The sequence below is a fragment of the Achromobacter sp. SLBN-14 genome (assembly GCF_006715415.1).
GTDB classification, from domain to species: domain Bacteria; phylum Pseudomonadota; class Gammaproteobacteria; order Burkholderiales; family Burkholderiaceae_B; genus Achromobacter; species Achromobacter mucicolens.
On the sequence record NZ_VFNE01000001.1, the window covers coordinates 3,917,296 to 3,941,129 of the forward strand.

Annotated in this window: 21 protein-coding genes, 6 tRNA genes and 1 pseudogene; 5 read left to right on the plus strand and 23 right to left on the minus strand. The window is 65.8% G+C overall.

Annotated features, from left to right (window positions below; genetic code table 11):
• Window positions 1–66: 66 nt before the first annotated feature.
• Window positions 67–945 (plus strand): dienelactone hydrolase family protein, encoded by an 879-nt coding sequence (locus FBY20_RS17775; RefSeq protein WP_056326589.1) that lies wholly within the window; start codon window positions 67–69, stop codon window positions 943–945.
• Window positions 946–975: 30 nt separating this feature from the next.
• On the opposite strand, the gene FBY20_RS17780 is transcribed toward FBY20_RS17775, so the two are convergent.
• Window positions 976–1,398: a hypothetical protein gene (locus FBY20_RS17780; protein ID WP_056326592.1), complete on the minus strand. Its 423-nt coding sequence runs from the start codon at window positions 1,396–1,398 to the stop codon at window positions 976–978.
• Window positions 1,399–1,649: 251 nt separating this feature from the next.
• On the opposite strand from FBY20_RS17780, the gene FBY20_RS17785 reads away from it, so the two are divergent.
• Window positions 1,650–2,153 (plus strand): peroxiredoxin, encoded by a 504-nt coding sequence (locus FBY20_RS17785; RefSeq protein ID WP_056326595.1) that lies wholly within the window; start codon window positions 1,650–1,652, stop codon window positions 2,151–2,153.
• A 65-nt stretch (window positions 2,154–2,218) separates the two neighbouring features.
• A pseudogene (locus tag FBY20_RS17790) lies at window positions 2,219–3,715 on the plus strand (MFS transporter); the annotation flags it as partial.
• A gap of 7 nt (window positions 3,716–3,722) precedes the next feature.
• On the opposite strand, the gene FBY20_RS17795 reads toward FBY20_RS17790, so the two are convergent.
• From FBY20_RS17795 to FBY20_RS17835, 9 genes are all read right to left on the minus strand, one after another.
• On the minus strand, window positions 3,723–4,598 hold the full coding sequence (locus FBY20_RS17795; protein WP_056327004.1) for a DMT family transporter: 876 nt from the start codon (window positions 4,596–4,598) through the stop codon (window positions 3,723–3,725).
• Window positions 4,595–5,614 carry a biotin synthase BioB gene (gene bioB, locus FBY20_RS17800; protein ID WP_142053762.1) on the minus strand — a complete coding sequence of 340 codons (1,020 nt, stop codon included), beginning with the start codon at window positions 5,612–5,614 and terminating at the stop codon, window positions 4,595–4,597. The genes FBY20_RS17795 and bioB overlap by 4 nt, the downstream gene beginning before the upstream one ends.
• 256 nt (window positions 5,615–5,870) lie before the next feature.
• Window positions 5,871–7,406 carry a helix-turn-helix transcriptional regulator gene (locus FBY20_RS17805; protein ID WP_174245424.1) on the minus strand — a complete coding sequence of 512 codons (1,536 nt, stop codon included), beginning with the start codon at window positions 7,404–7,406 and terminating at the stop codon, window positions 5,871–5,873.
• A 179-nt stretch (window positions 7,407–7,585) separates the two neighbouring features.
• A tRNA-Asp gene (locus tag FBY20_RS17810) sits at window positions 7,586–7,662 on the minus strand.
• A gap of 80 nt (window positions 7,663–7,742) precedes the next feature.
• A tRNA-Glu gene (locus FBY20_RS17815) sits at window positions 7,743–7,818 on the minus strand.
• A 49-nt stretch (window positions 7,819–7,867) separates the two neighbouring features.
• A tRNA-Ala gene (locus FBY20_RS17820) sits at window positions 7,868–7,943 on the minus strand.
• A gap of 104 nt (window positions 7,944–8,047) precedes the next feature.
• Window positions 8,048–8,124, minus strand: a tRNA-Asp gene (locus FBY20_RS17825).
• 64 nt (window positions 8,125–8,188) lie between these two features.
• Window positions 8,189–8,264 (minus strand) — tRNA-Glu (locus FBY20_RS17830).
• Between the two features lie 32 nt (window positions 8,265–8,296).
• Window positions 8,297–8,372: transfer RNA gene (locus tag FBY20_RS17835), tRNA-Ala, on the minus strand.
• 449 nt (window positions 8,373–8,821) lie between these two features.
• On the opposite strand from FBY20_RS17835, the gene FBY20_RS17840 reads away from it, so the two are divergent.
• Window positions 8,822–9,829: an aldo/keto reductase gene (locus FBY20_RS17840; RefSeq protein WP_142056059.1), complete on the plus strand. Its 1,008-nt coding sequence runs from the start codon at window positions 8,822–8,824 to the stop codon at window positions 9,827–9,829.
• 7 nt (window positions 9,830–9,836) lie between these two features.
• Here the strand turns inward: FBY20_RS17840 and lnt are convergent, their stop codons facing one another.
• The 5 genes from lnt to miaB form a co-directional block, all read right to left on the minus strand.
• A complete protein-coding gene (lnt, locus tag FBY20_RS17845; protein ID WP_142053764.1) occupies window positions 9,837–11,465 on the minus strand; it encodes an apolipoprotein N-acyltransferase in 1,629 nt (542 codons plus the stop codon).
• Window positions 11,462–12,352, minus strand: a complete 891-nt coding sequence (locus FBY20_RS17850; protein WP_056326602.1) for an HlyC/CorC family transporter — start codon at window positions 12,350–12,352, stop codon at window positions 11,462–11,464. Before FBY20_RS17850 ends, lnt begins: the two co-directional genes overlap by 4 nt.
• Window positions 12,353–12,507: 155 nt before the next feature.
• The gene (gene ybeY / locus FBY20_RS17855) at window positions 12,508–12,981 is read right to left on the minus strand and encodes an rRNA maturation RNase YbeY (RefSeq protein WP_142053766.1); all 474 of its coding nucleotides are present in this window, start codon (window positions 12,979–12,981) and stop codon (window positions 12,508–12,510) included.
• On the minus strand, window positions 12,971–13,996 hold the full coding sequence (locus tag FBY20_RS17860; protein WP_142053768.1) for a PhoH family protein: 1,026 nt from the start codon (window positions 13,994–13,996) through the stop codon (window positions 12,971–12,973). Before FBY20_RS17860 ends, ybeY begins: the two co-directional genes overlap by 11 nt.
• On the minus strand, window positions 13,993–15,447 hold the full coding sequence (gene miaB, locus FBY20_RS17865) for a tRNA (N6-isopentenyl adenosine(37)-C2)-methylthiotransferase MiaB (RefSeq protein ID WP_142053770.1): 1,455 nt from the start codon (window positions 15,445–15,447) through the stop codon (window positions 13,993–13,995). Before miaB ends, FBY20_RS17860 begins: the two co-directional genes overlap by 4 nt.
• A 171-nt stretch (window positions 15,448–15,618) precedes the next feature.
• Between miaB and FBY20_RS17870 the strand changes: the two genes are divergently transcribed.
• Window positions 15,619–16,386: a phosphatase PAP2 family protein gene (locus tag FBY20_RS17870; RefSeq protein WP_142053772.1), complete on the plus strand. Its 768-nt coding sequence runs from the start codon at window positions 15,619–15,621 to the stop codon at window positions 16,384–16,386.
• A gap of 109 nt (window positions 16,387–16,495) precedes the next feature.
• On the opposite strand, the gene FBY20_RS17875 is transcribed toward FBY20_RS17870, so the two are convergent.
• From FBY20_RS17875 to queA, 8 genes are all read right to left on the minus strand, one after another.
• Entirely contained in the window at window positions 16,496–17,173 is a 678-nt protein-coding gene (locus FBY20_RS17875) for a VOC family protein (protein ID WP_056326610.1), read from the minus strand.
• A 50-nt stretch (window positions 17,174–17,223) separates the two neighbouring features.
• On the minus strand, window positions 17,224–17,541 hold the full coding sequence (locus tag FBY20_RS17880) for a helix-turn-helix domain-containing protein (protein ID WP_056326611.1): 318 nt from the start codon (window positions 17,539–17,541) through the stop codon (window positions 17,224–17,226).
• Window positions 17,538–17,906, minus strand: coding sequence for a type II toxin-antitoxin system RelE/ParE family toxin (locus FBY20_RS17885; protein WP_142053774.1), 369 nt, complete (start codon window positions 17,904–17,906; stop codon window positions 17,538–17,540). Before FBY20_RS17885 ends, FBY20_RS17880 begins: the two co-directional genes overlap by 4 nt.
• A 160-nt stretch (window positions 17,907–18,066) precedes the next feature.
• Window positions 18,067–19,002, minus strand: coding sequence for a protein translocase subunit SecF (secF, locus tag FBY20_RS17890; RefSeq protein WP_056326612.1), 936 nt, complete (start codon window positions 19,000–19,002; stop codon window positions 18,067–18,069).
• A 54-nt stretch (window positions 19,003–19,056) separates the two neighbouring features.
• A complete protein-coding gene (secD, locus tag FBY20_RS17895) occupies window positions 19,057–20,937 on the minus strand; it encodes a protein translocase subunit SecD (RefSeq protein ID WP_056326613.1) in 1,881 nt (626 codons plus the stop codon).
• A 108-nt stretch (window positions 20,938–21,045) separates the two neighbouring features.
• Complete coding sequence (gene yajC / locus FBY20_RS17900) at window positions 21,046–21,390, minus strand: preprotein translocase subunit YajC (protein ID WP_054451553.1); 345 nt, start codon at window positions 21,388–21,390, stop codon at window positions 21,046–21,048.
• A 232-nt stretch (window positions 21,391–21,622) separates the two neighbouring features.
• The gene (gene tgt, locus FBY20_RS17905; RefSeq protein ID WP_142053776.1) at window positions 21,623–22,759 is read right to left on the minus strand and encodes a tRNA guanosine(34) transglycosylase Tgt; all 1,137 of its coding nucleotides are present in this window, start codon (window positions 22,757–22,759) and stop codon (window positions 21,623–21,625) included.
• Window positions 22,756–23,814 (minus strand): tRNA preQ1(34) S-adenosylmethionine ribosyltransferase-isomerase QueA, encoded by a 1,059-nt coding sequence (gene queA / locus FBY20_RS17910; RefSeq protein ID WP_056326617.1) that lies wholly within the window; start codon window positions 23,812–23,814, stop codon window positions 22,756–22,758. Before queA ends, tgt begins: the two co-directional genes overlap by 4 nt.
• Window positions 23,815–23,834 lie beyond the last annotated feature (20 nt).

Genomic DNA, 23,834 nt, shown 5'->3' on the forward strand with positions numbered 1-23,834 from the left:
CGGCAGGCCCCGGCAGGGACGCGAGGCGCGTCCCGCCGTGCCCGTCTTTTACCCGGAGATTGTTCGATGAAAGACCAGGACGCGCACTTCGACAGCCTGCTCCCGCCCTTGCGGCTGGACCGCCGAGGCTTTCTCGCCACCACCGCGGCGGCGGGCTTTTCGCTGGCGGCAGGCCCGGTGGCGGCACAGACTGCAATCGCCACGGACGCCAAGGGCCTCGTGGCCGGCAAGGTCGAGATCCCCACTTCGGATGGCAAGATCCCCGCTTACCGCGCCGCGCCGGAAGGCAAGAAGAACCTGCCCACGATCCTGGTCGTCCAGGAAATCTTCGGCGTGCACGAATACATCCAGGACGTCTGCCGGCGCCTGGCGCACCTGGGCTACCTCGCCATCGCGCCGGAACTCTACGTGCGCCAGGGCGACCCGTCCAAGTACACCGAAATCCCCAAACTGCAGGCCGAAGTCGTCAGCAAGGTCCCGGATAAACAGGTCACCGCCGACCTGGACGCCACCGCCGCCTGGGCGGCGGCGCATGGCGGCAACCCGGACCGCCTGGGCATCGTCGGCTTTTGCTGGGGCGGCCGCCAGGTCTGGCTCTACGCCGCCCACAACGCCAAACTCAAGGCCGGCGCCGCCTGGTACGGCCAACTGGCGGGCGACCCCTCCGAACTCAAGCCCAAGTCTGCCCTGGCCATCGTCAACGACCTGAAGGCCCCCGTCCTGGGCGCCTACGGCGGCAAAGACGCCGGCATCTCGCAAACCGACGTCGACCGCATGCGCGTCGAACTGGCCAAGGGCTCCGCCGCCGCCAAGGCCTCGCGCATCGACATCTACCCCGAAGCCGGCCACGCCTTCCACGCCGACTACCGCCCGTCGTACCGCAAGGCAGAAGCGGAGCAGGCGTGGACGCGGATGCTGGATTGGTTCAAGCAGAACGGGTTGTAAGGGAAGGGCGGCGCGGGCTGAGCCCACGGGCTACCGCGCCTTCTCCCCGGGTAGCCCGTCGCTGACCTCTGCCAGCGCGCGCTTCATATCCTCGTACTTCATCACCCGTTCGCTCTGAAACCCGCCCAGCACGCCCCGGCAGCCATCGACGCCGGACCGCTTCATGTCTTCCATCATTGTCTTGCCCTCGGCCTGCCCCTTGGCAAACTCGGCGTCATACGCGCTGGCGGCAAATCCATACTCTTCGGCATAGCGCGTGAGATTCTTGCGCGCCGTGTCCTGGTGCTGCGCCAGGTCGGGTTCGGACGCGCCGCACGCGCGCGCGGCGCCGTTTGATGCGCCGGCGGCCACGACAAACGAATCGTATTGGGCCTGCTCGGCGGCGTCGGGGGCCGCCATCACGGGGGCGGCTGCCGCCAGGGTCAAGGTCAGGGCGGTCAGGAATCTGCGCATCGAAATCTCCCTGTAAGGCCCGATTCGCGGCGCAGTGCCTCTCATGGCCGCGGCGGGCGATGTCTTTACCACGGCATTATGGCAAGCGCGCGTTTCCTCTCCGTGAGGCTGCCGTGTGGAGTCGTTTCGAACTGTTCATCTTCTTTTCGTGCTTACGCCAAAGGCAGCAAGCCGGCCGCGCACGAACTATGATGGGGGCTGTGAGGCGATCCTGCCTCAATGCATTGCCCCCTTTCCTCCTGGAGATCTACATGACGATCAAAGTCGGCGACCGCGTGCCCGATGGCACGTTGACCGAATTCATCGAAACCGAAACCGCCGGCTGCTCGCTCGGCCCCAACGCGTTCCAGGTCGCCGACCTGACCCGCGGCAAGACCATCGCGCTGTTTGCCGTGCCGGGCGCCTTCACGCCCACCTGCTCGGCCAAGCACCTGCCGGGCTACGTCGAACAGGCCGCCGCCCTCAAGGCCAAGGGCATCGATGAGATCTGGTGCGTGTCCGTCAACGACGCCTTCGTCATGGGCGCCTGGGGCCGCGAACAGAAGACCGACGGCAAGGTCCGCATGCTGGCCGACGGCTCCGCGCTGTGGACCAAGGAACTCGGCCTCGAACTGGACCTGGTCCAGCGCGGCATGGGCGTGCGCTCGCAGCGCTACTCCGCCCTGATCGTCGACGGCGTCGTGAAGCAACTGAACGTGGAAGCGCCTGGCAAGTTCGAAGTCAGCGACGCGGCCACCATGCTCTCGCAAGCCTGATCCCCGCAGGTTCCTGTTTTACCGCCAGTGTTGCGGGCCGCCCCGGCGGCCCGCGGCGCTGAAAGCCAGCAGCGGTTGTCCACGCCATGCTCTCCACGATCTCATCGTTCTCGTCGCTTTATTTTGCGACCTTGCTGATGCTCATCGGCACGGGTCTGTTCAATACCTACATGGGTCTGCGCCTGACTGCGCAGTCCGTCAGCGAGGTGTGGATCGGCACCTTGATCGCCGGCTACTACCTGGGTCTTGTGTGCGGCGCGCGGCTGGGACACAAGCTCATCATCCGCGTCGGGCACATCCGCGCCTTCGTTGCCTGTGCGGCCATTGCCACCAGCATGATCCTGGCGCAGACGCTGGTCGACTCCATGCCTCTGTGGCTGGTGTTCCGCGTTATCTCCGGCATCGTGATGGTGACCGAGTTCATGGTGATCGAGAGCTGGCTCAATGAGCAGACCGAAAACCACCAGCGCGGCCGCGTGTTCTCCGTGTATATGGTCGTTTCCGGCCTGGGCACCGTGCTCGGCCAATTGGCGCTCACCGCCTACGCCACGCTCGACCTGCGTCCGCTCACCCTGGTTGCGATGTGCCTGGTGCTGTGCCTGGTGCCGCTCGCGGTCACGGCGCGCTCGCACCCGCCCACGCCGCTGCCCGCGCCACTGGACGTGCGGTTCTTCATGCGGCGCGTGCCGCTTTCCATGACTGTCCTTTTCGTGGCGGGCAACCTGTCCGGCGCGTTCTATGGCCTGGCGGCGGTCTACGGCGCCAAGAACGGCCTGTCCACCTCGCAGGCTGCCATCTTCGTTGCCGCCGCCGTCACGGCGGGCCTCTTGTCGCAATGGCCGATGGGCTGGCTGTCCGACCGCATCAATCGCGCCGGTCTCATCCGGTTCAACGCCTTGCTGCTGGTCCTGCTGCCCGCCGTCATGTGGGGCTGGATTGCGTTGCCGTTCTGGGCGCTGGTCGCCATGTCCTGCATCTTCGGCATACTGCAGTTCACGCTGTATCCACTGGGCGCGGCGTTTGCCAACGACCACGTGGAGTCCGAGCGCCGCGTCAGCCTGTCGGCGGTGCTGCTCATGACGTACGGCCTGGGCGCCTGCGTCGGGCCCATGATCGCCGGCTGGATGATGTCGCTGGGCGGCCCCGCCATGTATTACGTGTTCATCTCGGCTTGCGCCGTGATTCTGGTCTGGCAGGTGCGGCCAACGCGCGTCACGGGCGCGCACCAGGTCGACGAGGCGCCGACGCATTTCGTGCCGATGCCCGACACCCTGCAAAGCTCGCCGGCGGCGGCGGTGCTGGATCCGCGGGTGGATCCCGAGAACGACATCGCCATGGAAATGGTGCAGCCCGATCCGTCCGCGGCGCCGGCGCCGCCCGAGGCCGCAGCAGAATCCGCGCCGGCGGATCCGCCCGCTGCCGATACGCCGATGGGCGCCTTTGCAGACCCCGTCGCGGGGCCGGCCGCCGGGGAGAATGCCACGCAAGGTGCGGCAGGCGATTCAACCCCGGATGCAACCCCGGAGGCCGAGCCCGAACGCCAGCGGCGCACGGGCACCTGAATCCCGCCTACCAGGGCGTCATCAGCACGATGGCGGACAACGCCAGCGCGATGCCCAGCAGGTTCAGACGCGTGAGCGGCTCACGAAACGCCAGGGCGCCCACCAGGGTGCCCAGCGTGATCACCCCCATGTTCATGGACGCGAACACCAGCGCGGGATGCTCGGGCAGCGACTGGTGTGCGCGCACATAGGTGAGGATGTTGCCGAAGTTGGCCATCCCCAATGCCACGCCCGCGGCCAGATGCCGTGCCTGCCAGCGCACGCGGCGCCACAACAGATACGCCAGCATCAGCGCGCCCGCCATCAGGAAGGCGAGCAGCAGGCCACCCGCAAACGCGGTGCCGGTGCGCGCGACCTGCTTGAACAGGATGTCGATCACGCCATAGCCCGCCCACACCACCAGCGGCCAAAGCCACATGGCGCGGCTGTCGCCCGCAGCCGTGTCCTCGGACAGGCGGATGCGCGGCGGCTGGCGCAACAGGCAGAAGAGGGCGGTGAACGCCAGCAGGATCGCGGCCAGCTTGCGGCCCGTGACCGGCTCGCCAAACAGCACGAACGCGGCCAGCAGCGGAATGAAGAGCGACAGGCGCTGCGCGGCATCGCTGCGCACGATGCCCGCATGCCGCAACGCCGCGGCCATCGCCAGAAAGACACTGGGCAACAGCACGCCCAGCGCCGCCAGCACCAGCCAGGGCGTTTGCGGCGCCAGCAGGCGCGCCGGGTCGGGGCGCAGCACCAGCCAGCAGAGCAGGGCGGCCACGGCGTAGTTCATGGCGATCGCCTGGCGCACGTCCACCTGCCAACCGCGTGCAAGTTTCAGCATGACGGCCACGGTGACACTGCAGGCGACGCTGGCCGCGAGATAGAGAAGGCCTGGGGTCAGGGGCATGCCGGCCCCTCGTGGTAGGAGTGGGCGGCCGCGTCGACCCGCATGCCCAGGCGATCGAGCAGGCGCTGATCGGCGGCCATCTGCGGGTTGGCGGTGGTCAGCAGCGCGTCGCCGTAGAACATGGAATTGGCGCCTGCCAGAAAACACAGCGCCTGCAGCGCGTCGTCCATGGCCTCGCGTCCGGCCGACAGGCGGACCGCGGCGCGCGGCATTGCAATGCGCGCCACCGCGATGGTGCGGACAAACTCGAACGGATCCAGCGCCTCCACGGCGGACAGCGGCGTGCCTTCGACCTGAACCAGGTTATTGATCGGCACCGACTCGGGGTAGGGCTCCATGCTGGCGAGCTGGGCGATCAGGCCGGCGCGCTCGCGGCGCGATTCGCCCATGCCGACGATGCCGCCGCAGCATACGCTGATGCCGGCGTCGCGAACGCGGTCCAGCGTATCCAGGCGGTCCTGGTAGGTGCGCGTGGAGATGATCTTGCCGTAGAACTCCGGAGAGGTATCCAGGTTGTGGTTGTAGTAGTCCAGGCCGGCGTCCTTCAACTGTTCGGCCTGGCCGTCTTTCAGCATGCCCAGCGTCACGCAGGTCTCCAGGCCCAGCGCCTTGACGGCGCTGACCATCTCGGCCACGGCATCCAGGTGATGCGGCTTGGGACTGCGCCACGCGGCGCCCATGCAGAATCGTTGGGCGCCGCCCGCCTGCGCCGCGCGCGCCGCGGCGACCACGTCCTCAAGGGGCATCAGCTTGTCGGCGTCCACGCCGGTGTCGTAGTGCGAGGACTGCGGGCAATACGCGCAATCCTCGGGACAGCCGCCGGTCTTGATCGACAGCAGGCTGGACAGCTGGATCACGTTCGGATCGAAATGGGCGCGGTGCGTCTGCTGCGCTCGGTGCATCAAATCCATGAACGGCAGCTCGTAGAGCGCCATGATGGCGTCGGTGCTCCATGCCGAGGCGGGCGGGCGCTTGGGCACCGTTGGAACGGGAATGGTCGCAGTCTGCATGATCGGGGGCTCCTTCGTTCGTGGCCGGATCTCGCCCCGGTGGCCAGTGGGCCAGGGGCTGGATCGGCGGATCGTAAGAAGGGGCGGCCGATTTGCGCAATGCGGGTGATAAGCGCGGATTTAAGGTTGGTTTGCCGGGGCGATCAATGAAAATGGCCGCTTTTGGGCGGCCACGAGTTCTAAAGCGACGGCATCTTCGGAGACGCCGAGGGGGTGAATATTTTGATTCAAATTGTAAATCAACCCCCGGCCGGTCTCAGGACTTCGACTGCTTATCGCGGTTGCGAGCGCTTTCGTGACCGGTGATGCCGCGGTCGCGTGCCCAGACAATGGCGGCGCTGCGCCGATGCACGCCGATCTTGCTGTAGATCGTGGCGACGTGATTGCGCACGGTGTTGCGCGACAGCTTGAGCGCCTTGGCGATGCCGTCGTCGTCGTGCCCCTGGCATAACAGCCCAAGGACTTCGCGCTCGCGCGAGGTGAGTTGCGCCAGTTCGGCCACGTCGCGCGTGGCGGGGGCGGGCTGGCGCAGTTGCGCCAGTTTCTCGATGATGCCGCGGCTGAACCAGGAAGTGTCCTGCATCACTGCCTCGATCGCGGTCAGCAGTTCGGTCTCGGATCGCTTGCGCTCGGTGATGTCCTGCATGACGATCAGCACGCGGCGCAGCCCGCCGATCATGACCGGTTCGGCCGACACCAGGCAGTCCAGCTCGCCGCCGTCGCGCGCAATCATCACGGCTTCGCGGTTGCGGACGCTTTCCCCGCGCTTCAGGCCGGCCAGCATGCCTTCGTACGGACGAAGTCCCAGTTCGACGAGGTCCTGTTCCGCCTTGTCGTCCAGCGACAGGCCGGTGGCCGCCGCAAAGGCGTCATTCAGGTTCAGCACGTTCAGGGTGTCGCCGTCACAGACCGCCATCGGCACGGGCGCCAGCTGGAACGCCTTGGAAAAGCGCTCTTCGCTTTCCCGCAAGGCTTCTTCGGTACGCTTGCGGCCTTCCAGGTCGATGAAGGTGAACAGCATGCACGGTTCGTCGTGCATGTCGATGGGCTGGCCCGCCACCACGACGAACTTGCTGGTGCCATCCGGCAGTTTCAGCACGCCTTCGCGCTGCGGAATGGTCTGTCCTTCGTTGAGCCGCGCCACGGCGGTTTCCTTGTCGTCGCTGCCGTCCAGCACGTCCAGTTCGTAGGCCGATTTGCCCAGCACCGTGTCGCGCGAATAGCCCGTCATCTCCAGGAAGCCCTGGTTCACCTTGACGTAGCGCAGATCGGAAAGCCGGCAGATCAGCGCAGGCGCCGGATTGGCGGAGAAGGCGCGCTCGAAGCGTTCCTCGGCATTGACCTGGGCCGTCTGGTCGTGAAGGATAAGCACGCGGTACGGAATGGGGCCGCCATCATCCAGGTCCAGCCCGCGCGCCATCAGGTTGCGCGTGAATTCGTCGTCGTCCTTGCGGCCCAGATCCAGCAGCAGGTCTTCGAACTCTTCGCCCGCCGAAAGCCGGTCCATTGGATACTGGCGGGCCGGCACGCGGTGATGATTGCGGTAGGTAAGCGTATACCGCTTGCGGTAGCCGGCGGGCGTGCCGCCCAGCTCTTCGATGGCGTTGGCCCCGTGCAGCGCGAGTGCGCTGGCGTTGGCCCAGGCGATCGAGCCGTCGGCCTCAAGCAGGATGATGCCCTCGTTCAGGCCCGCGATGATGCTTTGCAGGTGTTGGCGATGTGCTTGGGGTGCGGCGTCGTTGGGGGTCACGTAGGCCTCTTTTTTCTTCGCATGGCGTGTACGCGCAAGCATGAAGCCGCGCGCCGGTACTGTCCAGAGGTCAAAACGGACGAGTCTCGCGGAAGGGGTACAGCGGGAGGGGATTGCACCGCGAACGCATCGCCTTGAAGCAGATCCGCAAAAGCAAAAAGCTCCGGAATCCGGAGCTTTCGATGCGTGCTGCGAGCAGCGTTCGGTAAGCGCAATGTGCTTGGCGGAGCGGACGGGGCTCGAACCCGCGACCCCCGGCGTGACAGGCCGGTATTCTAACCAACTGAACTACCGCTCCGCAGCGGCTTACTGATGTCTTCAAACTTATTTACTGCGGCTGTGGTGTCAAGACAGCTTGTACTGCTTGCCAGCGGAAGCTGGCGTCCCCTAGGGGATTCGAACCCCTGTACTCACCGTGAAAGGGTGATGTCCTAGGCCTCTAGACGAAGGGGACCCGGAACTAACAACTTTACTACTGTACTGCGTTACTACTGTACTGCGACTGGTGGAGGTAAGCGGGATCGAACCGCTGACCTCTTGCATGCCATGCAAGCGCTCTCCCAGCTGAGCTATACCCCCAGGGCGTCCTGCTGTCCCAAACTTCAAACAACAAGGTCTCACACTTATAAAACAAAAAAGCCCCGAAAACGGAGCTCTTGAAAGACTCTGAGCGAGAGAGCTTTTGGCGGAGCGGACGGGGCTCGAACCCGCGACCCCCGGCGTGACAGGCCGGTATTCTAACCAACTGAACTACCGCTCCGCAGCGGCTTAACTCAACTACATTGTCACTTCAACTGCATCACTTCTACTGCATGCCAGAAGACTGGCGTCCCCTAGGGGATTCGAACCCCTGTACTCACCGTGAAAGGGTGATGTCCTAGGCCTCTAGACGAAGGGGACTTGGACTTGCTGTACTACTCTTCGCTTTGGACTGGTGGAGGTAAGCGGGATCGAACCGCTGACCTCTTGCATGCCATGCAAGCGCTCTCCCAGCTGAGCTATACCCCCGTTCCGCTAATCAATCCGTTCAACGTTTTTGCTAGAAACTTACTGTTTAAAGCGCGTTTTTTGCTGTTTCGTTGCCGGTTTTGTTTAGTGCCGTTGGCGAAGAAACGAGATTATGCACGAACTAAATTTGGTGTGCAAGTCGCTTCATGGCAAAAAACAAAAAAGTTGCGAAAAAAGAGGGATGGATAGCCGTTGGAAGGGCATTGTTTGGCGCGAAAACCACGCTGCAGGCCGTGGTCGATTGATGCAGAAATCAATAAAATCAACGGCTTGTGCAGGTGCTATCTTAAACGGCTGATTTTTTTTTGCGAGGCTCGCCTTTTTTTACACGTGCTCGCCCTGTGGCGAGCCGCACGGAAAGCTGCCGCAGACCGGCAAGGACATCGACACATGAGCACTTCTCCATGAGCAGCACCGCCTTTCCCACCGTCGCGCTGGGCCGCACGGACATGGAGATCACGCGCATCGGCCTGGGCGCCTGGGCGATGGGCGGCAATGGATGGGCGGTGGGCTGGGGGCCGCAGGAAGACGCCGAATCCATCAAGGCGATCCGACATGCGGTCGACCGTGGCATCAACTGGATCGATACCGCCGCGGTGTATGGGCTGGGCCATTCCGAGGACATCGTGCGCCAGGCGCTGGCCCAGATGCCGGCCGCCGACCGCCCTTATGTCTTCACGAAGTGCGGCCTGACGTGGTCGGCGGCGCAGCCGCAGGCCATGCCGCGGCGCACGGGCGCGCCGTCCAGTATCCGGCGCGAGCTGGAGGGGTCGCTGCGGCGGCTGGGCGTCGAGCGCATCGACCTCTACCAGATGCACTGGCCTGCGGGCGACGGCACACCGCTGGAGGCTTACTGGCAGGAGTTGCTGGACCTCAAGCAGGCGGGCAAGGTCCGGGCTGTCGGACTATCCAACCACAACCTGGCGCAGTTGCGTGCCGCCGAATACCTGGGACACGTGGACACGCTGCAACCCCCGTTTTCGGCGATCCAGCGTACTGCGGCCAGCGACCTGATTCCCTGGTGCGCGTCACACGGCACGGGTGTGATCGTGTACAGCCCCATGCATTCGGGCCTGCTGACCGGCAAGTTCAGCGCCGAGCGTGCACGGGCCTTGCCGCCGGACGATTGGCGGTCGCGGCACGCGGATTTCCGCTCACCGGACCTGGAGCGCAATCTGGCGCTGGCCGATGCCTTCAAGCCGATTGCGGAACGGCACGGCGCCACCGTCGCTGCCGCGGCGGCGGCCTGGACGTTGGCGTGGCCGGGCGTGACGGGCGCCATTGTGGGGGCGCGCAGCGCGTCGCAGGTGGATGGCGTGATCGGCGCGGCCGAGCTGGAACTGGACGCCGAGGACATGCAGGCCATTGCCGAGGCGATCGAAACCACGGGAGCGGGAAGCGGACCGTTGGCGCCGCCCGACGAAACAGGCTCGCTGCCCGCGAACCTGTTTGCGTGAGCCGGGATCAGCCGCGGCGCGGGCGGCGGGCGCTGCCCACCGCGGCAATGAGGGCCAGGCCGATCAGCGCGAGCGCGGTCTTGTCCCCAAAACGCGCGTAGGGCGTCAGCCCCGTCATGCCTTGGACGGAGACGGGCAGCACGCCCGCCTGCAGCGGCGCGAGCTGAGCGGCAACGTGGCCCTTCGCACCGATGGCAGCGGTGATGCCCGTGTTGGTGGCGGTCAGCATCGGACGCGCGGTTTCAATGGTGCGCAGCCGGCCGATCTGCAAGTGCTGGCGCAGGGCCCAGCTGTCGCCGAACCAGCCCAGGTTGCTGACGTTGACCAGGATGGTCGCGCCTGGTTCACCGTTGGGGCCGGGCTGCAAGGCGGGCAGCAGGTCGGGGCCGAAGAGGTCTTCGTAGCAGATGTTGAAAGCGATGTGCTGGCCGCCGACGGCAAAGGGCGTCTGGCGTTCGCCGCCCCGGTCGAAGTCGCCCAACGGAATGTTGAGCATTTCGACGAACCAGTGAAAGCCGGGCGGCACGTACTCGCCCCACGGCACGAGATGACGTTTGTCGTAGCGCATGGCGGTATTGCCGCCCAGCAGCTGTTCGACCGGCGTGGCGCCGTCAAAGCCGATGACGCTGTTGGTGTAGCGTTCGCGGCCGTCCACGCGATCGTGCAGCGGCACGCCCATCGCGATGACGGTGTTGCGCTGGCGGGCCAGGTCGCGCCAGACCTCCCAGACCCGCGGATCGAGCTGATCCTGGAAGATGGGCAGCACGGTTTCGGGCAGGATGACAAGTTGCGGCGCGGGCACGCCGGGCGCGGGCGGCATGGCCGTCAGATCAAGGTGGCGCCGCACGCTCTGCTCTAGAAGCGCCGGATCGAATTTCTGGGATTGTCCGATGTTGCCCTGCACGAGGCGCACGTTGAGCGGGTCGCCTACGGGCGCCGACCAGTCGATGCGAGACAGCGGCCAGCCCGCCCCGGCCAGGGCCAGCGCGATGCCGGCGGCGAGCGCGTGGCGCGGGGCCACGCCGGCCTTGCGGGAGGGCTGCCAGAGGCTTGCGGCGGCGGCCGCGACAAACGCGGCCAGGAACGCCATGCCGTGCACGCCGACGAGCGGCGCCCAGCCCGCGATGGGGCTGTCGACCTGCGCGTAGCCGATATTCAGCCACGGAAAGCCGGTCAGGAGCACCGCGCGTAGCCATTCGAACGCGGCCCACATCGCGGCCCAGGCCAGTGTGGCGGTCAGGATGCGGGATGGCGTGGCGTCCGCGGCCAGCGGCGCGTAGCGGCGCGCCAGCGCGTTGGCGGTGGCGGGAAACAGGGCCAGGAAGGCCGACAGCGCCAGCACCGCGGCAACGGCCAGCGGCGCGGCCAGATCGCCGTAGCGGTGCAGGCTGATGAAGATCCAGTACAGCCCCAGCGCGTAGCTGGCGAAGCTGAATAGCCAGCCGCGCAGCCAAGCCTGACGGGCAGACGGGGCGTACAGCGTGACGCGAGCCAGCACCGCCAGCGCGGCGATCTGGGTGAACGCCAGCGCCCATCCGGGCAGCGGGCCGGGGGCAAAGGTCAGGGCGTGGACGGCGCCCGCCAGCACGAGGCCGGCGGCGCCGCGCAGGAGTCGGCTGCGCGCAGTGCTGGTCATGCGTCGTTGGCGGGTGCTGCGGACTGCGGAGCGGCAAGGCGCTTGACGCGCAGCCAGATGGCCCGGCGGGCATCGCCGCGCGCCACTTCCAGGCGCAGGCCTTCGATGTCGGCGTGGTCGCCGCGGCGCGGGATGCGGCCGAGCTGACCGCCCATCCAGCCGCCGACGCTGTCGTACTCGTCGTCGGGCAACTGGCAGCCGAATACTTCATTGAAGTGCGAGATGTCGGTGGCCGCGAGCACGCGCCACTGGTTTTCGCCTTCAGGGAAGATGGAGTCTTCCTCGGTTTCGTCGAACTCGTCTTCGATGTCGCCGACGATCTGTTCCAGCACGTCTTCCATCGTGACCAGCCCGGAAATGCCGCCGTGCTCGTCGATGACGATGGCCTGGTGGTTGCGGCTGGCGCGGAACTCATGCAGCAGCACGTTCAGGCGCTTGGATTCGGGAATGAACACGGCCGGGCGGACCAGCGAGCGCACGTCGATGTTGGGTTCCAGCATGCAGCGCAGCAGATCCTTGGCGAGCAGGATGCCGATGATGTTGTCGCGATCGCCCTCGTAGACGGGGAACCGCGAATGCGCGGTTTCGATCACCGAGGCCACCAGGTAGGGAATGGGCTGCGTGACATCGAGCAGATCCATGCGCGAGCGCGGGACCATGATGTCGCCGACAGTGCCCTCGGACACGGCTAGCGCGCCCTTGATCATCTTGTACGACTCCGCGTCGAGCAGATCGCGCTCGTGCGCGGCTTCGAGGACGGCCTTGATGCCTTCGCGGTCCTCGGGCTCTCGGCGCACAAGGGAAAGCAGGCGGTCTAGGAGGGATTTGGTGGCGGGTTTGGCAGAGCGAGCGGAAGTCGCTTCGGGAGCAGGGTAAGGGTCAGACATCGTCCGGGAGGACAAGTTATGGAGGAGCCAGCATAACCGATACTGGCCCATCGTTTGTAACGCCAACCGGGAAAATGAGTGCATTGGACGCGATCTGCGCCTTGCTGCACGCCATTTTCCGGCAATTTCTCAGGGTTGACCCGGAGCCGCTGCGCTCAGGCGGCGACGTAGGGGTCGGCAATGCCCATTTGCGCGAGGGTGGCGGTTTCCAGGGCTTCCATGCGCTTGGCTTCGCGCGCCTTGATGTGGTCGTAGCCCAGCGAATGCAGCACGCCGTGGATGGTGAGGTGGGCGGCGTGGTCCAGCAAGGGCTTGCGCTGTTCGCGGGCCTCGCGCACCAGCACGGGCACGCACATGACGATGTCGCCGCGGGCCACGCCCATCGGGTCGACGCCGTATTCGAAGGTCAGCACGTTGGTGGCGTAGTCGCGGCCGCGGAAGTCGCGGTTCAGGCGGCGTCCCTCGGCCGCGCCGACCAGCCGCAGGCTGAGTTCGGCGGCCGAGAACGCGACCAGGCCGTCTTCATGGGCGGCGCCCAGCGCGCGTTCGGCCCACCGGCGCAGGCGCCAGCGGGGCAGGCGGGCTTCCTCGACCCCGTACTGCACAGACAGGGACAGCTCAGGCTTCATCTTCGGCGGCGCGGTCGTAGGCGTCGACGATGCGGGCGACCAGGGGGTGGCGCACGACATCGCGGCTGGTGAACTTGGTGGTGGCGATGCCCTGGACGTCATGCAGCACTTTCACCGCATGCGCCAGCCCGCTGACCTGGCCGCGCGGCAGGTCGACCTGCGAGGGGTCGCCGGTGATGACCGCCTTGCTGCCAAAGCCGATGCGCGTAAGGAACATCTTCATCTGCTCGGGCGTCGTGTTCTGCGCCTCGTCCAGGATGACGAAGGCGTGGTTCAGCGTGCGCCCGCGCATGTAGGCCAAGGGCGCGATCTCGATGGTCTGCTTCTCGAACAGGCGCTGCACCTTTTCGAAGCCCATCAGGTCGTACAGCGCGTCATACAGCGGGCGCAGGTACGGGTCGACCTTCTGCGCCAGGTCGCCGGGCAGAAAGCCCAGGCGTTCGCCGGCTTCGACGGCGGGGCGGGTCAGCACCAGGCGCTGCACCGTGTCGCGCTCCATGGCGTCGATGGCGCAGGCCACGGCCAGCCAGGTCTTGCCCGTGCCGGCAGGGCCGACGCCGAAAGTGATGTCGTGCTTGAGGATGTTATTCAGGTAGTCGCGCTGGCGCGGCGTGCGCGGACGCAGGTCGCTGCGCTTGGTGCGCAGTGCGATGCCGTCGCTTTCGTCGTCCAGGGCGGGCAGGGCATCGAGTTCCTGGGCCTGCTCTTCCTTGAGCTTGTCTTCCTGGCGGCCCACGCCGATCTCGACCAATCCCAGCTGGATGTCGTCGATGGACAGGGCGCGGTGCACGGCCTGTTCGTGGAAGCGGCGCAGGATGCGGCCGGCCAGTTCGGCCCGCTCGCCTTCGATGGTGACGCGGCTGCCGCGGCGCGACAGCTTGACCGTCATGCCGTCGGCAAGCTGCCGCAGGTTTTCGTCCAGGGGGCCGCAGAGGTTGGCCAGGTGGGTGTTGTCGCCGTCCAGGGTGACGATGACGGGCATGCTGCGACGCGCGCGGGAGCGGGGAGTGGTCATTCAGCCTCTTGCGATGTGCGGTCCACGTCGGCAACCCGGGCGCGCAGGGAGTTCGTGTGCGCCTCGGTGATGATGACGTCGACCATTTGTCCGATGAGCCGCGCGGGCGCGGGGAAATTGACGATGCGGTTGTTTTCGGTGCGGCCCATGAGTTCGTTCGGGTCGCGGCGCGAGGGACCTTCCACCAGCAGGCGCTGGCGCGTGCCCACCATGTTGCGGGCAATCGTTGCCGCCTGTTCGTTGATGAGCGCCTGCAGGCGCTGCAGGCGGCGCAGCTTCACGTCCTGGGGCGTGTCGTCCGTCAGGTCGGCGGCGGGGGTGCCCGGGCGGCGCGAATACACGAACGAGAACGACGTATCGAAGCCGACGTCCTCGATCAGCTTGAGCGTCTTTTCGAAGTCTTCCTCGGTCTCGCCGGGAAAGCCCACGATGAAGTCGGAGGACAGCGTGAGATTCGGGCGGGCGGCGCGCAGGCGGCGCACGACGGACTTGAATTCCAGCGTGGTGTAGCCGCGCTTCATGCTGGCCAGCACGCGGTCGCTGCCGGCTTGCACCGGCAGATGCAGGAACGAGACCAGCTTGGGCAGGCGGGCGTAGGCGTCCACCATGCGCTGGGTCATTTCCTTGGGGTGAGAGGTCGTGTAGCGGATGCGCTCGATGCCGGGGATCTCGTGCACGTATTCCAGCAGCATCGCAAAGTCCGCGATCTCGTCGGAATCGGTCATGCGGCCGCGGTAGGCGTTCACGTTCTGGCCCAGCAACGTCACTTCCTTGACGCCCTGGTCGGCCAGGTCGGCCACTTCGATCAGCACGTCGTCGAACGGACGCGAGACCTCTTCGCCGCGCGTGTAAGGCACGACGCAGAAGCTGCAGTACTTGCTACAGCCTTCCATGATGGACACGAACGCCGTGGCGCCGTCGACGCGCGGCGGCGGCATGTTGTCGAATTTTTCGATCTCGGGAAAGCTGATGTCGACCTGCGAGCGGCCTTCGTCGCGGCGGCGCTTGATCAGGTCGGGCAGGCGGTGCAGCGTCTGCGGGCCGAACACCACGTCGACGTACGGCGCGCGCTTGACGATGGCTTCGCCCTCCTGGCTGGCCACGCAGCCGCCCACGCCGATGACCAGGTTCGGATTGGTCTTCTTCAGGTGCTGCACGCGGCCCAGGTCCGAAAACACCTTTTCCTGCGCCTTTTCGCGCACCGAACAGGTGTTGAACAGGATGACGTCCGCCTCTTCGGGGTTGTCGGTCAGCTCGAGCCCGCCCTGGTCCTCGCGCAGCACGTCTGCCATCTTGTCCGAGTCGTACTCGTTCATCTGGCAGCCGAAGGTGCGGATGTACAGCTTGCGGGGGGAGCCGGCGCCGGGAACGGCCGAAGGCAGGACGGGGGAGCCGCCGTCGCGGGTTTCGCCGGGGACATTGCCCGCGCGCTTGAGAGAAGTTTCTTGCATGATGATCGCCGTGACGGGTGTAGATCCCGGGGGCTGGAAAGAGGGGAAAGGCGGAATTTTAACCCTTGCCCAAAAATTGTTTCTTGGTCGGGCGCGCGTTGGCCGTTACGATAGCGGTCCGAGCGCCGGGTGGCGCCGGCAAGATCTCCTTTTTATGCTCGTGCGGAACCGATGAATTCCAATCGCCTCACGCCTGCGGCAGCCACTCCGTCCCTCGATGGCGGCGCCGGTTCCGCCGTCCAGGACGAATACCGAAATCCCTATCCCACGTCGGTGTGGGCGCTGCTGGCAGGCGCACTGGCGCTGGCCGCGGCGGCCTGCGCGTTGTGGGTCGACCTGCCGCTCGCGATCTGGATCCAGCAATCGGTGTCGGCTGGCGTGGACCAGTCGTTTGAATGGGTGGGCGAGCTGGGTGAAAGCGGCCATTACATCGCGATGGCGCTGGCGTTCTATGTGATCGGCCTGGTGGGACTGTCGCGCGGGTGGCGCAATCCGCTGCGCGTCAGCTATGCCGCCATGGCGCGCGGCAGCCTGCTGATGCTGTCGACGATGGCGGTGGGCGGGCTGGTGGTGCTGGTGCTCAAGCGCACCGTGGCCCGCGCGCGCCCCGAGCTGTATTTCGAACAGGGCATCTACGGCCTGGGCGAATCGTTTTCCCGCGCCCAGCAGTTCAATTCCTTTCCTTCCAGCCACACCTACGCCGCCTTTGCCGTGGCGGTGGTGCTGGGCATCCTGGCGCCCCGCTGGCGCTGGATTTTTCTGCTGCTGGCGGCGCTGGTGGCGATCAGCCGGCTGGTGAACCTGGATCACTATCTGTCGGACGTGATGACGGCCGCCGGCATCGCCGTGCTGGTCGGCCACTATCTGGCCCCCCGGGTGCTCGGCAGCAAGTACCAATGGCCGCTGCGCGCCCCGTGGCGCTGGTGGAAGAAGGCCTGAGGCAGGGCTCGGGAAGCAGACAAGGCCGCGGAATCCGCGGCCTTTTTTTCGTCCGGTGACGGCGTCCGGGGACGGAATGCCGGCTTAAAACGGGGCCGGCGCGTGCGTGTCAGGCCAGCACTTTGACCCCGGACGGCGTTTCGATCTGCGCACGCAGGCGGGGCGGGCCGTCGGCCTGCTCGACGTCGATCAGGCTATCCGCGCCCATCCAGGCCAACCCCTGGCGCAGCAGCGAGGCGCGGGGATGGCAGCCGGTCAGGCGGAGCAAGCGCAGCGGCTGGCGCGGCAGGGTCGCGCCGGGCGGATTCTCGACGTCCCATTGGATCAGCGTGGGCAGCAGGCCTTCGCCAGCTTCGTAGCCGGCCTCGCGCCACGCCGGCAGGCTGCCGTCTTCCGGCACGGTCAGGCGCCAGCGCAGGTCGCCGCGCGTCATGGCGATGGCGGGCGGCAGCCGGTCGGGGTGCTCGGCCTGCATGCGCGTCAGGTCCAGCGGCGCCTCGACACGCGCGGCCCAGTGCGCCAGGAACGGTCCCTGTTCGAGACGCGCGCGCACGTCGCCCTGGTCCAGCCCGAACCAGCGGGGGCGCTCGGGCGCCGGCGCGTCGGGATCGATCGCGATGACTTCCAGATACAGGCCGTCCGCCATGCCCAGCACCCGGTTATGAGTGCCCATGCGCGGATGCGCGCCGCCGCCCTGCGGCGCGATGCCCAGCAGTCCGGCGACATATTCGGTACCGCTGGCGAGGTCCGCGGCGGCGATGACGAGGTGGTCGATGGTGAGTTTCATGAGGGGCATGGTAACGAATGGGCGCTCGTTCGTCCGGTTCGGTGTTGGTGTCAAGCCGCGACGGAGATGCCGGCCGCGTCAGACCGGCGGGCTTTGCGCACGCGGATTTCAACATGCTGATCCAGCGATACCAGCGCCTGCATCACCCGTTCCAAGGAAATGTTCTGGAGCTTGTACCGCCGCATTTGAGAGATTTTGGGTTGCGTCATTCCGGTCAGCGCAGCGACCTCCCGCTGGCTCAGGGCACGCTGATCGATCAAATCGTTGAACCTGATGGCCAGCTGGACCTTTGCGGTCAACTCGGCCGCGTCGTCAAAGCCAAGGTCATAGAGCACATTTTGCGTGCCGGGATGGGGCGTGCGGGTCATGGAGCGCTCCGGTGGGGATGTTGCCGAACCGTTGCACGCTTCAGCCGGCTTGATATGAGATCAAGGTCGGTCTGGGGCGTGCTGATGCCCGACTTGGATTTTTTCTGAAATGCATGCAGTACATGGATGGCGGTGTCGATCTTCATTGCGTAGGCAGTCCGATACGCATTGCCTCGCTCGGTTTCGGCAAGCTGATAAACGCCCGGCCCCAGCCCTTTCATGGCTTTTGCAGCATCGGGCCAACGGCCGCATTGCAGGGTGTACAGCGACATTCCCATTCGCTTTTGCACGGGAAGCGGGAACGCCTTGAAGTCCTTTCTGGAAGATCCTTCCCAGTAGAGAAGCTTGGGTTTTTCTGTCCACACGATATACCTGTTCGGATATATAAATCAACCGCCGTGGCGGGGGATCGGACAAACTAACCAAAAACGGTGGGGTGGACTATTCGTGCTCGCCGCACCTGCCCGTGCCCCAAAAGAAAAACCCGTCGCAAGCGACGGGTTCTTGGTGTCAGGGCCGTGGCAATCAGGCGACTTCGCCTTCTTCGCCTTCCTTCTTGACCGGCTTGATCAGGTCTTCGCGCTTGACGCCCATCCACATGGCCAGCGCGGCGGCGACGAACACCGACGAGTAGATGCCGAACCAGATGCCGATGGTCAGGGCCATGGCGAAGTAGTGCAGGGTGGGGCCGCCGAAGAACAGCATGGCCAGCACCATCATCTGGGTCGAACCGTGGGTGATGATGGTCCGCGAGATGGTCTGGGTGATGGCGCTGTTGATGACTTCGTGGACGTCCGCCTTGCGGTACTTGCGGAAGTTTTCGCGGATCCGGTCCATGATGACCACGGATTCGTTCACGGAGTAGCCCAGCACGGCCAGCACGCCGGCCAGCACCGCCAGCGAGAACTCCCACTGGAAGAACGCGAAGAAGCCCAGGATGATGACCACGTCGTGCAGGTTGGCGATCACGCCGGCCACCGCGAACTTCCATTCGAAGCGGAAGCCCAGGTAGACCATGATGCCGATCACCACGACCAGCAGCGCCATGAGGCCGTTGTGCAGCAGTTCCTGGCCGACCTGCGGGCCCACGAATTCGACGCGGCGCAATTCCACGCCCGAATCGGCGGCCTTCAGCGCGGCCATGACGGTTTCGCTTTGCGTGGCGGACGTCTGGCCTTCCTGCAGGGGCAGGCGGATCATGACGTCGTGCGACGTGCCGAAGTTCTGGACCTGGAAGTCGGTGTAGCCCAGCTTGGACACCACGCCGCGCACGTTTTCAAGCTGCGCCGTCTGGGCGTAGTTGACTTCCATGACCGTGCCGCCGGTGAACTCGATCGACAGGTGAAAGCCGCGGGTGACGATGAAAAAGACCGCCAGCAGGAAGGTGACGAGACTGATGATGTTCAGCACCAGCGCATGGCGCATGAACGGGATGGTGCGGTGAATCCGGAAAAATTCCATTTTTCGCCTTCGGTTCTTTTCTGTGGCGGACGGCCGGGGCCGTCCGCCTTATTTTCAGTTTGCCTTCGGCTTCCAGACTTCGCCGATGGAGATCGAGGTGAGCTTCTTCTTGCGGCCGTAGTACAGATTGGCCAGCGCGCGCACGCCCACGACCGACGAGAACATCGAGGTCAGGATGCCCAGGCAGTGAACCACCGCGAAGCCCCGGATCGGGCCCGAACCGAACGCCAGCAGCGCCAGGCCCACGATCAGCGTGGTCAGGTTCGAGTCGAGAATGGTGCCCCACGCGCGTTCGAAACCGTGATGGATGGCCTGCTGGGGTGTGGCCCCCGCACGCAGTTCTTCGCGTATGCGCTCGTTGATCAGCACGTTTGAGTCAATGGCCATGCCCAGTGTCAGCGCAATGGCCGCGATGCCGGGCAGCGTCAGCGTGGCCTGCAGCATGGACAGGAGCGCAAGCAGCAGCAGCACGTTGAGCGTCAGGCCGATCGTGGAGAACACGCCGAACAGGTGGTAGTAGATGATGATGAACGCGGCGATCGCCAGAAAGCCGTACAGCGTCGAGTAAAAGCCCTTGGAAATGTTGTCGGCGCCAAGGCTCGGGCCGATGGTGCGTTCCTCGATGATGGACATCGGCGCGGCCAGCGCGCCGGCGCGCAGCAGCAGGGCCGTATCGGCGGCTTCCTCGGAGGTCATGCTGCCCGAGATCTGCACCTGGCCGCCCGCGATTTCGCCGCGGATGACGGGCGCGGTGACCACTTCGCCCTTGCCGTTTTCGAACAGCAGGATGGCCATGCGCTTGTTGATGTTGTCGCGGGTGACGTCGCGGAAGATGCGGGCGCCCTTGGAGTCCAGCGTCAGGTGGACGGCGGCCTGCTGGGTCTGCGAATCGCGGCCGGGCTGGGCGTCCTGCAGGTTTTCACCGGTCAGGATGACCTGGCGGCGGACCAGGATCGGACGGCCGTCACGGTCGTTGTAGCGCTCAAGACCAAACGGGACGCTGCCTCCCAGCAACGCGGCCTGCGCGGCGGGGGAGTCGTCGACCATGCGGATTTCCAGCGTGGCGGTGCGGCCCAGCAGTTCCTTGGCCTTGGCCACGTCCTGCACGCCGGGCAACTGCACCACGATGCGGTCCGAACCCTGCTGCTGGATGACCGGTTCGGCCACGCCCAGCTCGTTGATGCGGTTGTGCAGCGTGTTGATGTTCTGCTTGAGCGCGGAATCCTGCACGCGGGTGACGGCGGCCGGGTTCAGGGCGGCCATCAGCAGCTGCTTGCCGTTTTCTTCGCGTTCGGTGAATTCCAGGTCGGGCAGGCGCGAGCGCAGCGTCGAGATGGCGCGGTCGCGGTCGTCGGAATTGGCGAAGGTGGCGGCAATGCCCATGCCGGAGCGTTCGACGCCGGCCACGGGGATCTTCTGGTCGCGCAGCACCGAGCGCACGTCGGCGGCCAGGGAATCATAGCGGGCGGTCAGGGCGCCTTGCATGTCGACCTGCAGCAGGAAGTGCACGCCGCCGCGAAGGTCCAGGCCCAGGTACATGGGCTTGGGAGCGAACCAGCCCAGGGCGCGCATCCAGGGCGGCGAGGCGGGCAAGAGGTTCAGCGCCACGGTGTATTGCGGGTCGCCGGGAACGGTGTTGAGCGATTTTTCGATCAGGTCGCGGGCCTGCAGCTGCACGTCGGTCGACGGGAAGCGGGCGCGAACCGTGCCGAGCGTGCCGTTCAGTTCGAAATAGGCGCCGTCGTTGGGAATCTTGGCATCGGCCAGGATCTGTTCCACGCGCGCCAACACGGTCGTGTCGACCTTGACCGTGGCCTTGGCGCTGGACACCTGAACGGCGGGGGACTCGCCGTAGAAATTGGGCAGCGTGTACAGCAGGCCAATGAGGACCGCGACCAGGACCGTAATGTACTTCCAGAGGGGATAGCGGTTCATTGCCGGCTACTTCATTGAAAGAGATGAAAGGGCCGCCCGGGCGAAACGCGGCGGGCGGCGGTAGGCGCCTTCTAGGACAAGAGCCCCGATGGGGCTCTTTTGGGACGCTTACAGGGCCTTGATGGTTCCCTTGGGCAGGACGGTCGACACCGACGACTTCTGCATGATGACTTCGACGGGCTTGTCGGCCAGTTCGGAGACTTCGACGGTGACGTAGCTGTCGTTGACCTTGGTGACCTTGCCGAGCATGCCGCCGGCGGTGACGACTTCGTCGCCCTTGGCCAGGGCCGCGATCAGGTTGCGGTGTTCCTTCTGGCGCTTCATCTGCGGACGGATCATCAGGAAGTAGAGGATCACGAACATCAGGATGATGGGCAGCATGCCCATCAGCGCATTGCCTTCGGGAGCGGCGGCCTGGGCCACGACGAGGCTGGCGGTATCGATAACGGACATTGAATTCTCCTGCGTTTGAGTCTGTTTGGGTTTATCGCTATGTTTTTGATGCGCCCATCCCCGCGCGAGCCATGGATAGGGCAAGCCGACTATTGTATATAGGTTATCGCCAGCCTTTAACTAGGGCGTCATCCCAAGCGCCAGGCGGCGGTCGCCTGCAATGGCGGCGTGCCTGGTCAAATGGGGGCGAAACCCGCCGGAAAAAGCCCCCGGCGGCGGCTTTTTTACCGGACTACTCCACGCCGCGGGCACGGTCCGCGGCGAACTGGGCGCGCCAGGCGTCAAAACGGCCTTCTGCAATTGCCTCGCGCATTTCCTTCATGATAGTCAGATAGAAGTGCAGGTTGTGCAGCGTGTTCAGGCGCGCGCCGGTGATTTCGTTGGCGCGCTGCAGATGGTGCAGGTATGCGCGCGAGAAATTGCCGCAAGTGTGGCAGCTGCAGCTCGGGTCCAGCGGACGGGTATCGTCTCGGTACTTGGCGTTGCGGATCTTGACGTCGCCAAAGCGCGTGAACAGCCAGCCGTTGCGCGCATTGCGGGTCGGCATCACGCAGTCGAACATGTCGACGCCGCGGCTCACGCCCTCGACGAGGTCTTCGGGGGTGCCGACGCCCATCAGGTAACGCGGCGCCTGCGCGGGCAGCTTGGGCGTGACATGCGCCAGGATGCGCATCATGTCTTCCTTGGGCTCGCCTACCGACAGCCCGCCGATCGCGTAGCCGTGAAAGCCGATTTCCTGCAAGCCAGCCAGCGATTCGTCGCGCAGCGACTCGTACATGCCGCCCTGCACGATGCCAAAGAGCGCGTTCGGGTTGCCCAGGCGGTCGAATTCATCGCGCGAGCGGCGCGCCCAGCGCAGCGACATGCGCATCGAGCGGGCGGCTTCTTCGACGGTGGCGGGGCGGCCGTCGATTTCATAGGGCGTGCACTCGTCGAACACCATGACGATGTCGGAGTTGAGCGAGCGCTGGATGCGCATCGATTCTTCAGGCGTGAGGAACAGGCGCGCGCCGTCGATGGGAGAGGCGAACTTGACGCCTTCCTCGGTGATCTTGCGCATGCCCTGCAGGCTGAACACCTGGAAGCCGCCCGAATCGGTCAGGATGGGCTTGTCCCACTGCATGAAGCCATGCAGGCCGCCATGCTTTTCCATGATTTCGGTGCCCGGGCGCAGCCACAGGTGGAAAGTGTTGCCCAGCACGATCTGCGAGCCGATTTCCTTGAGCTCGTGCGGCATCATCGCCTTGACGCTGCCGTAGGTGCCCACCGGCATGAAGATGGGGGTCTCGATCACGCCGTGGTTCAGCGTGATGCGGCCGCGGCGGGCGCCGCCGTCGGTGGCGAGCAGTTCGAAGTTGAGTCCGGTCATTGGGCAGGGGTTTCGATGAACATGGCGTCGCCATAGCTGAAAAAGCGGTAGCGCGCGGCGACGGCGTGGGCGTAGGCGCGGCGGATGGGCTCGACGCCGGCCAGCGCCGACACCAGCATCAGCAGGGTCGACTGGGGAAGATGGAAGTTGGTGACCAGCGCGTCCACCACACGGTACGCGTAGCCCGGGGTGATGAACAGGCGCGTGTCGCCCTGGGCGGTGGCCAGCGGGACGCCGGGGGCGGTGTGGCCCTCGGTCTGCGCGGCGGCCGATTCCAGGGCGCGCACGCTGGTGGTGCCGACGGCGATCACGCGTCCGCCCTTGGCGCGGGCCGCGGCAATGGCGTCCACGGTGGCTTGGGGCACCGTGAACCATTCCGCGTGCATGACGTGGTCGGCCAGGTTGTCCACGCGCACTGGCTGGAAGGTGCCGGCGCCCACGTGCAGCGTGACGAAGGCGCGGGCCACGCCCAGCCCGGCCAGGCGATCCAGCGTGGGCTGGTCAAAGTGCAGGCCGGCCGTGGGCGCGGCGACCGCGCCAGGTTCGCGCGCGTAGACCGTCTGGTAGCGGTCGTCGTCGCCCGCGTCCGCCGCATGCGTGATGTAGGGCGGCAGCGGCGTGGCGCCGTGCGCGTCCAGCAGGTCGAGCACGGGGCCCGGAAAGCGGATGTCGAAGAGTTCGCCCTCGCGGCCCAGCACGGTGGCCTCGAAGGCGTCGGCCAGGCGCAGGACCATGCCGGGGCCCGGCGACTTGCTGGCGCGCACGTGCGCCAGGACGCGGTCGGGCTCGGTGATGCGTTCGACCAGCACCTCGATCTTGCCGCCGGTGATCTTGTGGCCGGGCAGGCGCGCCTTGATGACGCGGGTGTCGTTGAACACCAGCAGGTCGTTCGGACGCAGCAGGGAGGTCAGGTCGGCGAACTGGCGGTCATGGAGCTGGCTGGCGGCATCCAGGTGCAGCAGGCGGCTGCCTGTGCGCTGGGCAGCGGGCGTCTGCGCAATGAGCTCGGGCGGCAGTTCGTAGTCGAAATCGGAAACGGTGAAGGACTGGGTCACGCGGATATCGGGATGAGTGG

What these genes read in the sequence shown, in the direction of transcription:
- ybeY (WP_142053766.1), bottom strand. Translation starts at nt 12,981, where the DNA reads ATGAAGCCTGAGCTGTCCCTGTCTGTGCAGTACGGGGTCGAGGAAGCC.
- FBY20_RS17870 (WP_142053772.1), top strand. Translation starts at nt 15,619, where the DNA reads ATGAATTCCAATCGCCTCACGCCTGCGGCAGCCACTCCGTCCCTCGAT.
- FBY20_RS17780 (WP_056326592.1), bottom strand. Translation starts at nt 1,398, where the DNA reads ATGCGCAGATTCCTGACCGCCCTGACCTTGACCCTGGCGGCAGCCGCC.
- FBY20_RS17875 (WP_056326610.1), bottom strand. Translation starts at nt 17,173, where the DNA reads ATGAAACTCACCATCGACCACCTCGTCATCGCCGCCGCGGACCTCGCC.
- miaB (WP_142053770.1), bottom strand. Translation starts at nt 15,447, where the DNA reads ATGCAAGAAACTTCTCTCAAGCGCGCGGGCAATGTCCCCGGCGAAACC.
- FBY20_RS17880 (WP_056326611.1), bottom strand. Translation starts at nt 17,541, where the DNA reads ATGACCCGCACGCCCCATCCCGGCACGCAAAATGTGCTCTATGACCTT.
- FBY20_RS17860 (WP_142053768.1), bottom strand. Translation starts at nt 13,996, where the DNA reads ATGACCACTCCCCGCTCCCGCGCGCGTCGCAGCATGCCCGTCATCGTC.
- lnt (WP_142053764.1), bottom strand. Translation starts at nt 11,465, where the DNA reads ATGACCAGCACTGCGCGCAGCCGACTCCTGCGCGGCGCCGCCGGCCTC.
- bioB (WP_142053762.1), bottom strand. Translation starts at nt 5,614, where the DNA reads ATGCAGACTGCGACCATTCCCGTTCCAACGGTGCCCAAGCGCCCGCCC.
- FBY20_RS17850 (WP_056326602.1), bottom strand. Translation starts at nt 12,352, where the DNA reads ATGTCTGACCCTTACCCTGCTCCCGAAGCGACTTCCGCTCGCTCTGCC.
- secD (WP_056326613.1), bottom strand. Translation starts at nt 20,937, where the DNA reads ATGAACCGCTATCCCCTCTGGAAGTACATTACGGTCCTGGTCGCGGTC.
- FBY20_RS17840 (WP_142056059.1), top strand. Translation starts at nt 8,822, where the DNA reads ATGGAGATCACGCGCATCGGCCTGGGCGCCTGGGCGATGGGCGGCAAT.
- yajC (WP_054451553.1), bottom strand. Translation starts at nt 21,390, where the DNA reads ATGTCCGTTATCGATACCGCCAGCCTCGTCGTGGCCCAGGCCGCCGCT.
- FBY20_RS17805 (WP_174245424.1), bottom strand. Translation starts at nt 7,406, where the DNA reads ATGCTTGCGCGTACACGCCATGCGAAGAAAAAAGAGGCCTACGTGACC.
- FBY20_RS17775 (WP_056326589.1), top strand. Translation starts at nt 67, where the DNA reads ATGAAAGACCAGGACGCGCACTTCGACAGCCTGCTCCCGCCCTTGCGG.
- tgt (WP_142053776.1), bottom strand. Translation starts at nt 22,759, where the DNA reads ATGACCGGACTCAACTTCGAACTGCTCGCCACCGACGGCGGCGCCCGC.
- FBY20_RS17785 (WP_056326595.1), top strand. Translation starts at nt 1,650, where the DNA reads ATGACGATCAAAGTCGGCGACCGCGTGCCCGATGGCACGTTGACCGAA.
- secF (WP_056326612.1), bottom strand. Translation starts at nt 19,002, where the DNA reads ATGGAATTTTTCCGGATTCACCGCACCATCCCGTTCATGCGCCATGCG.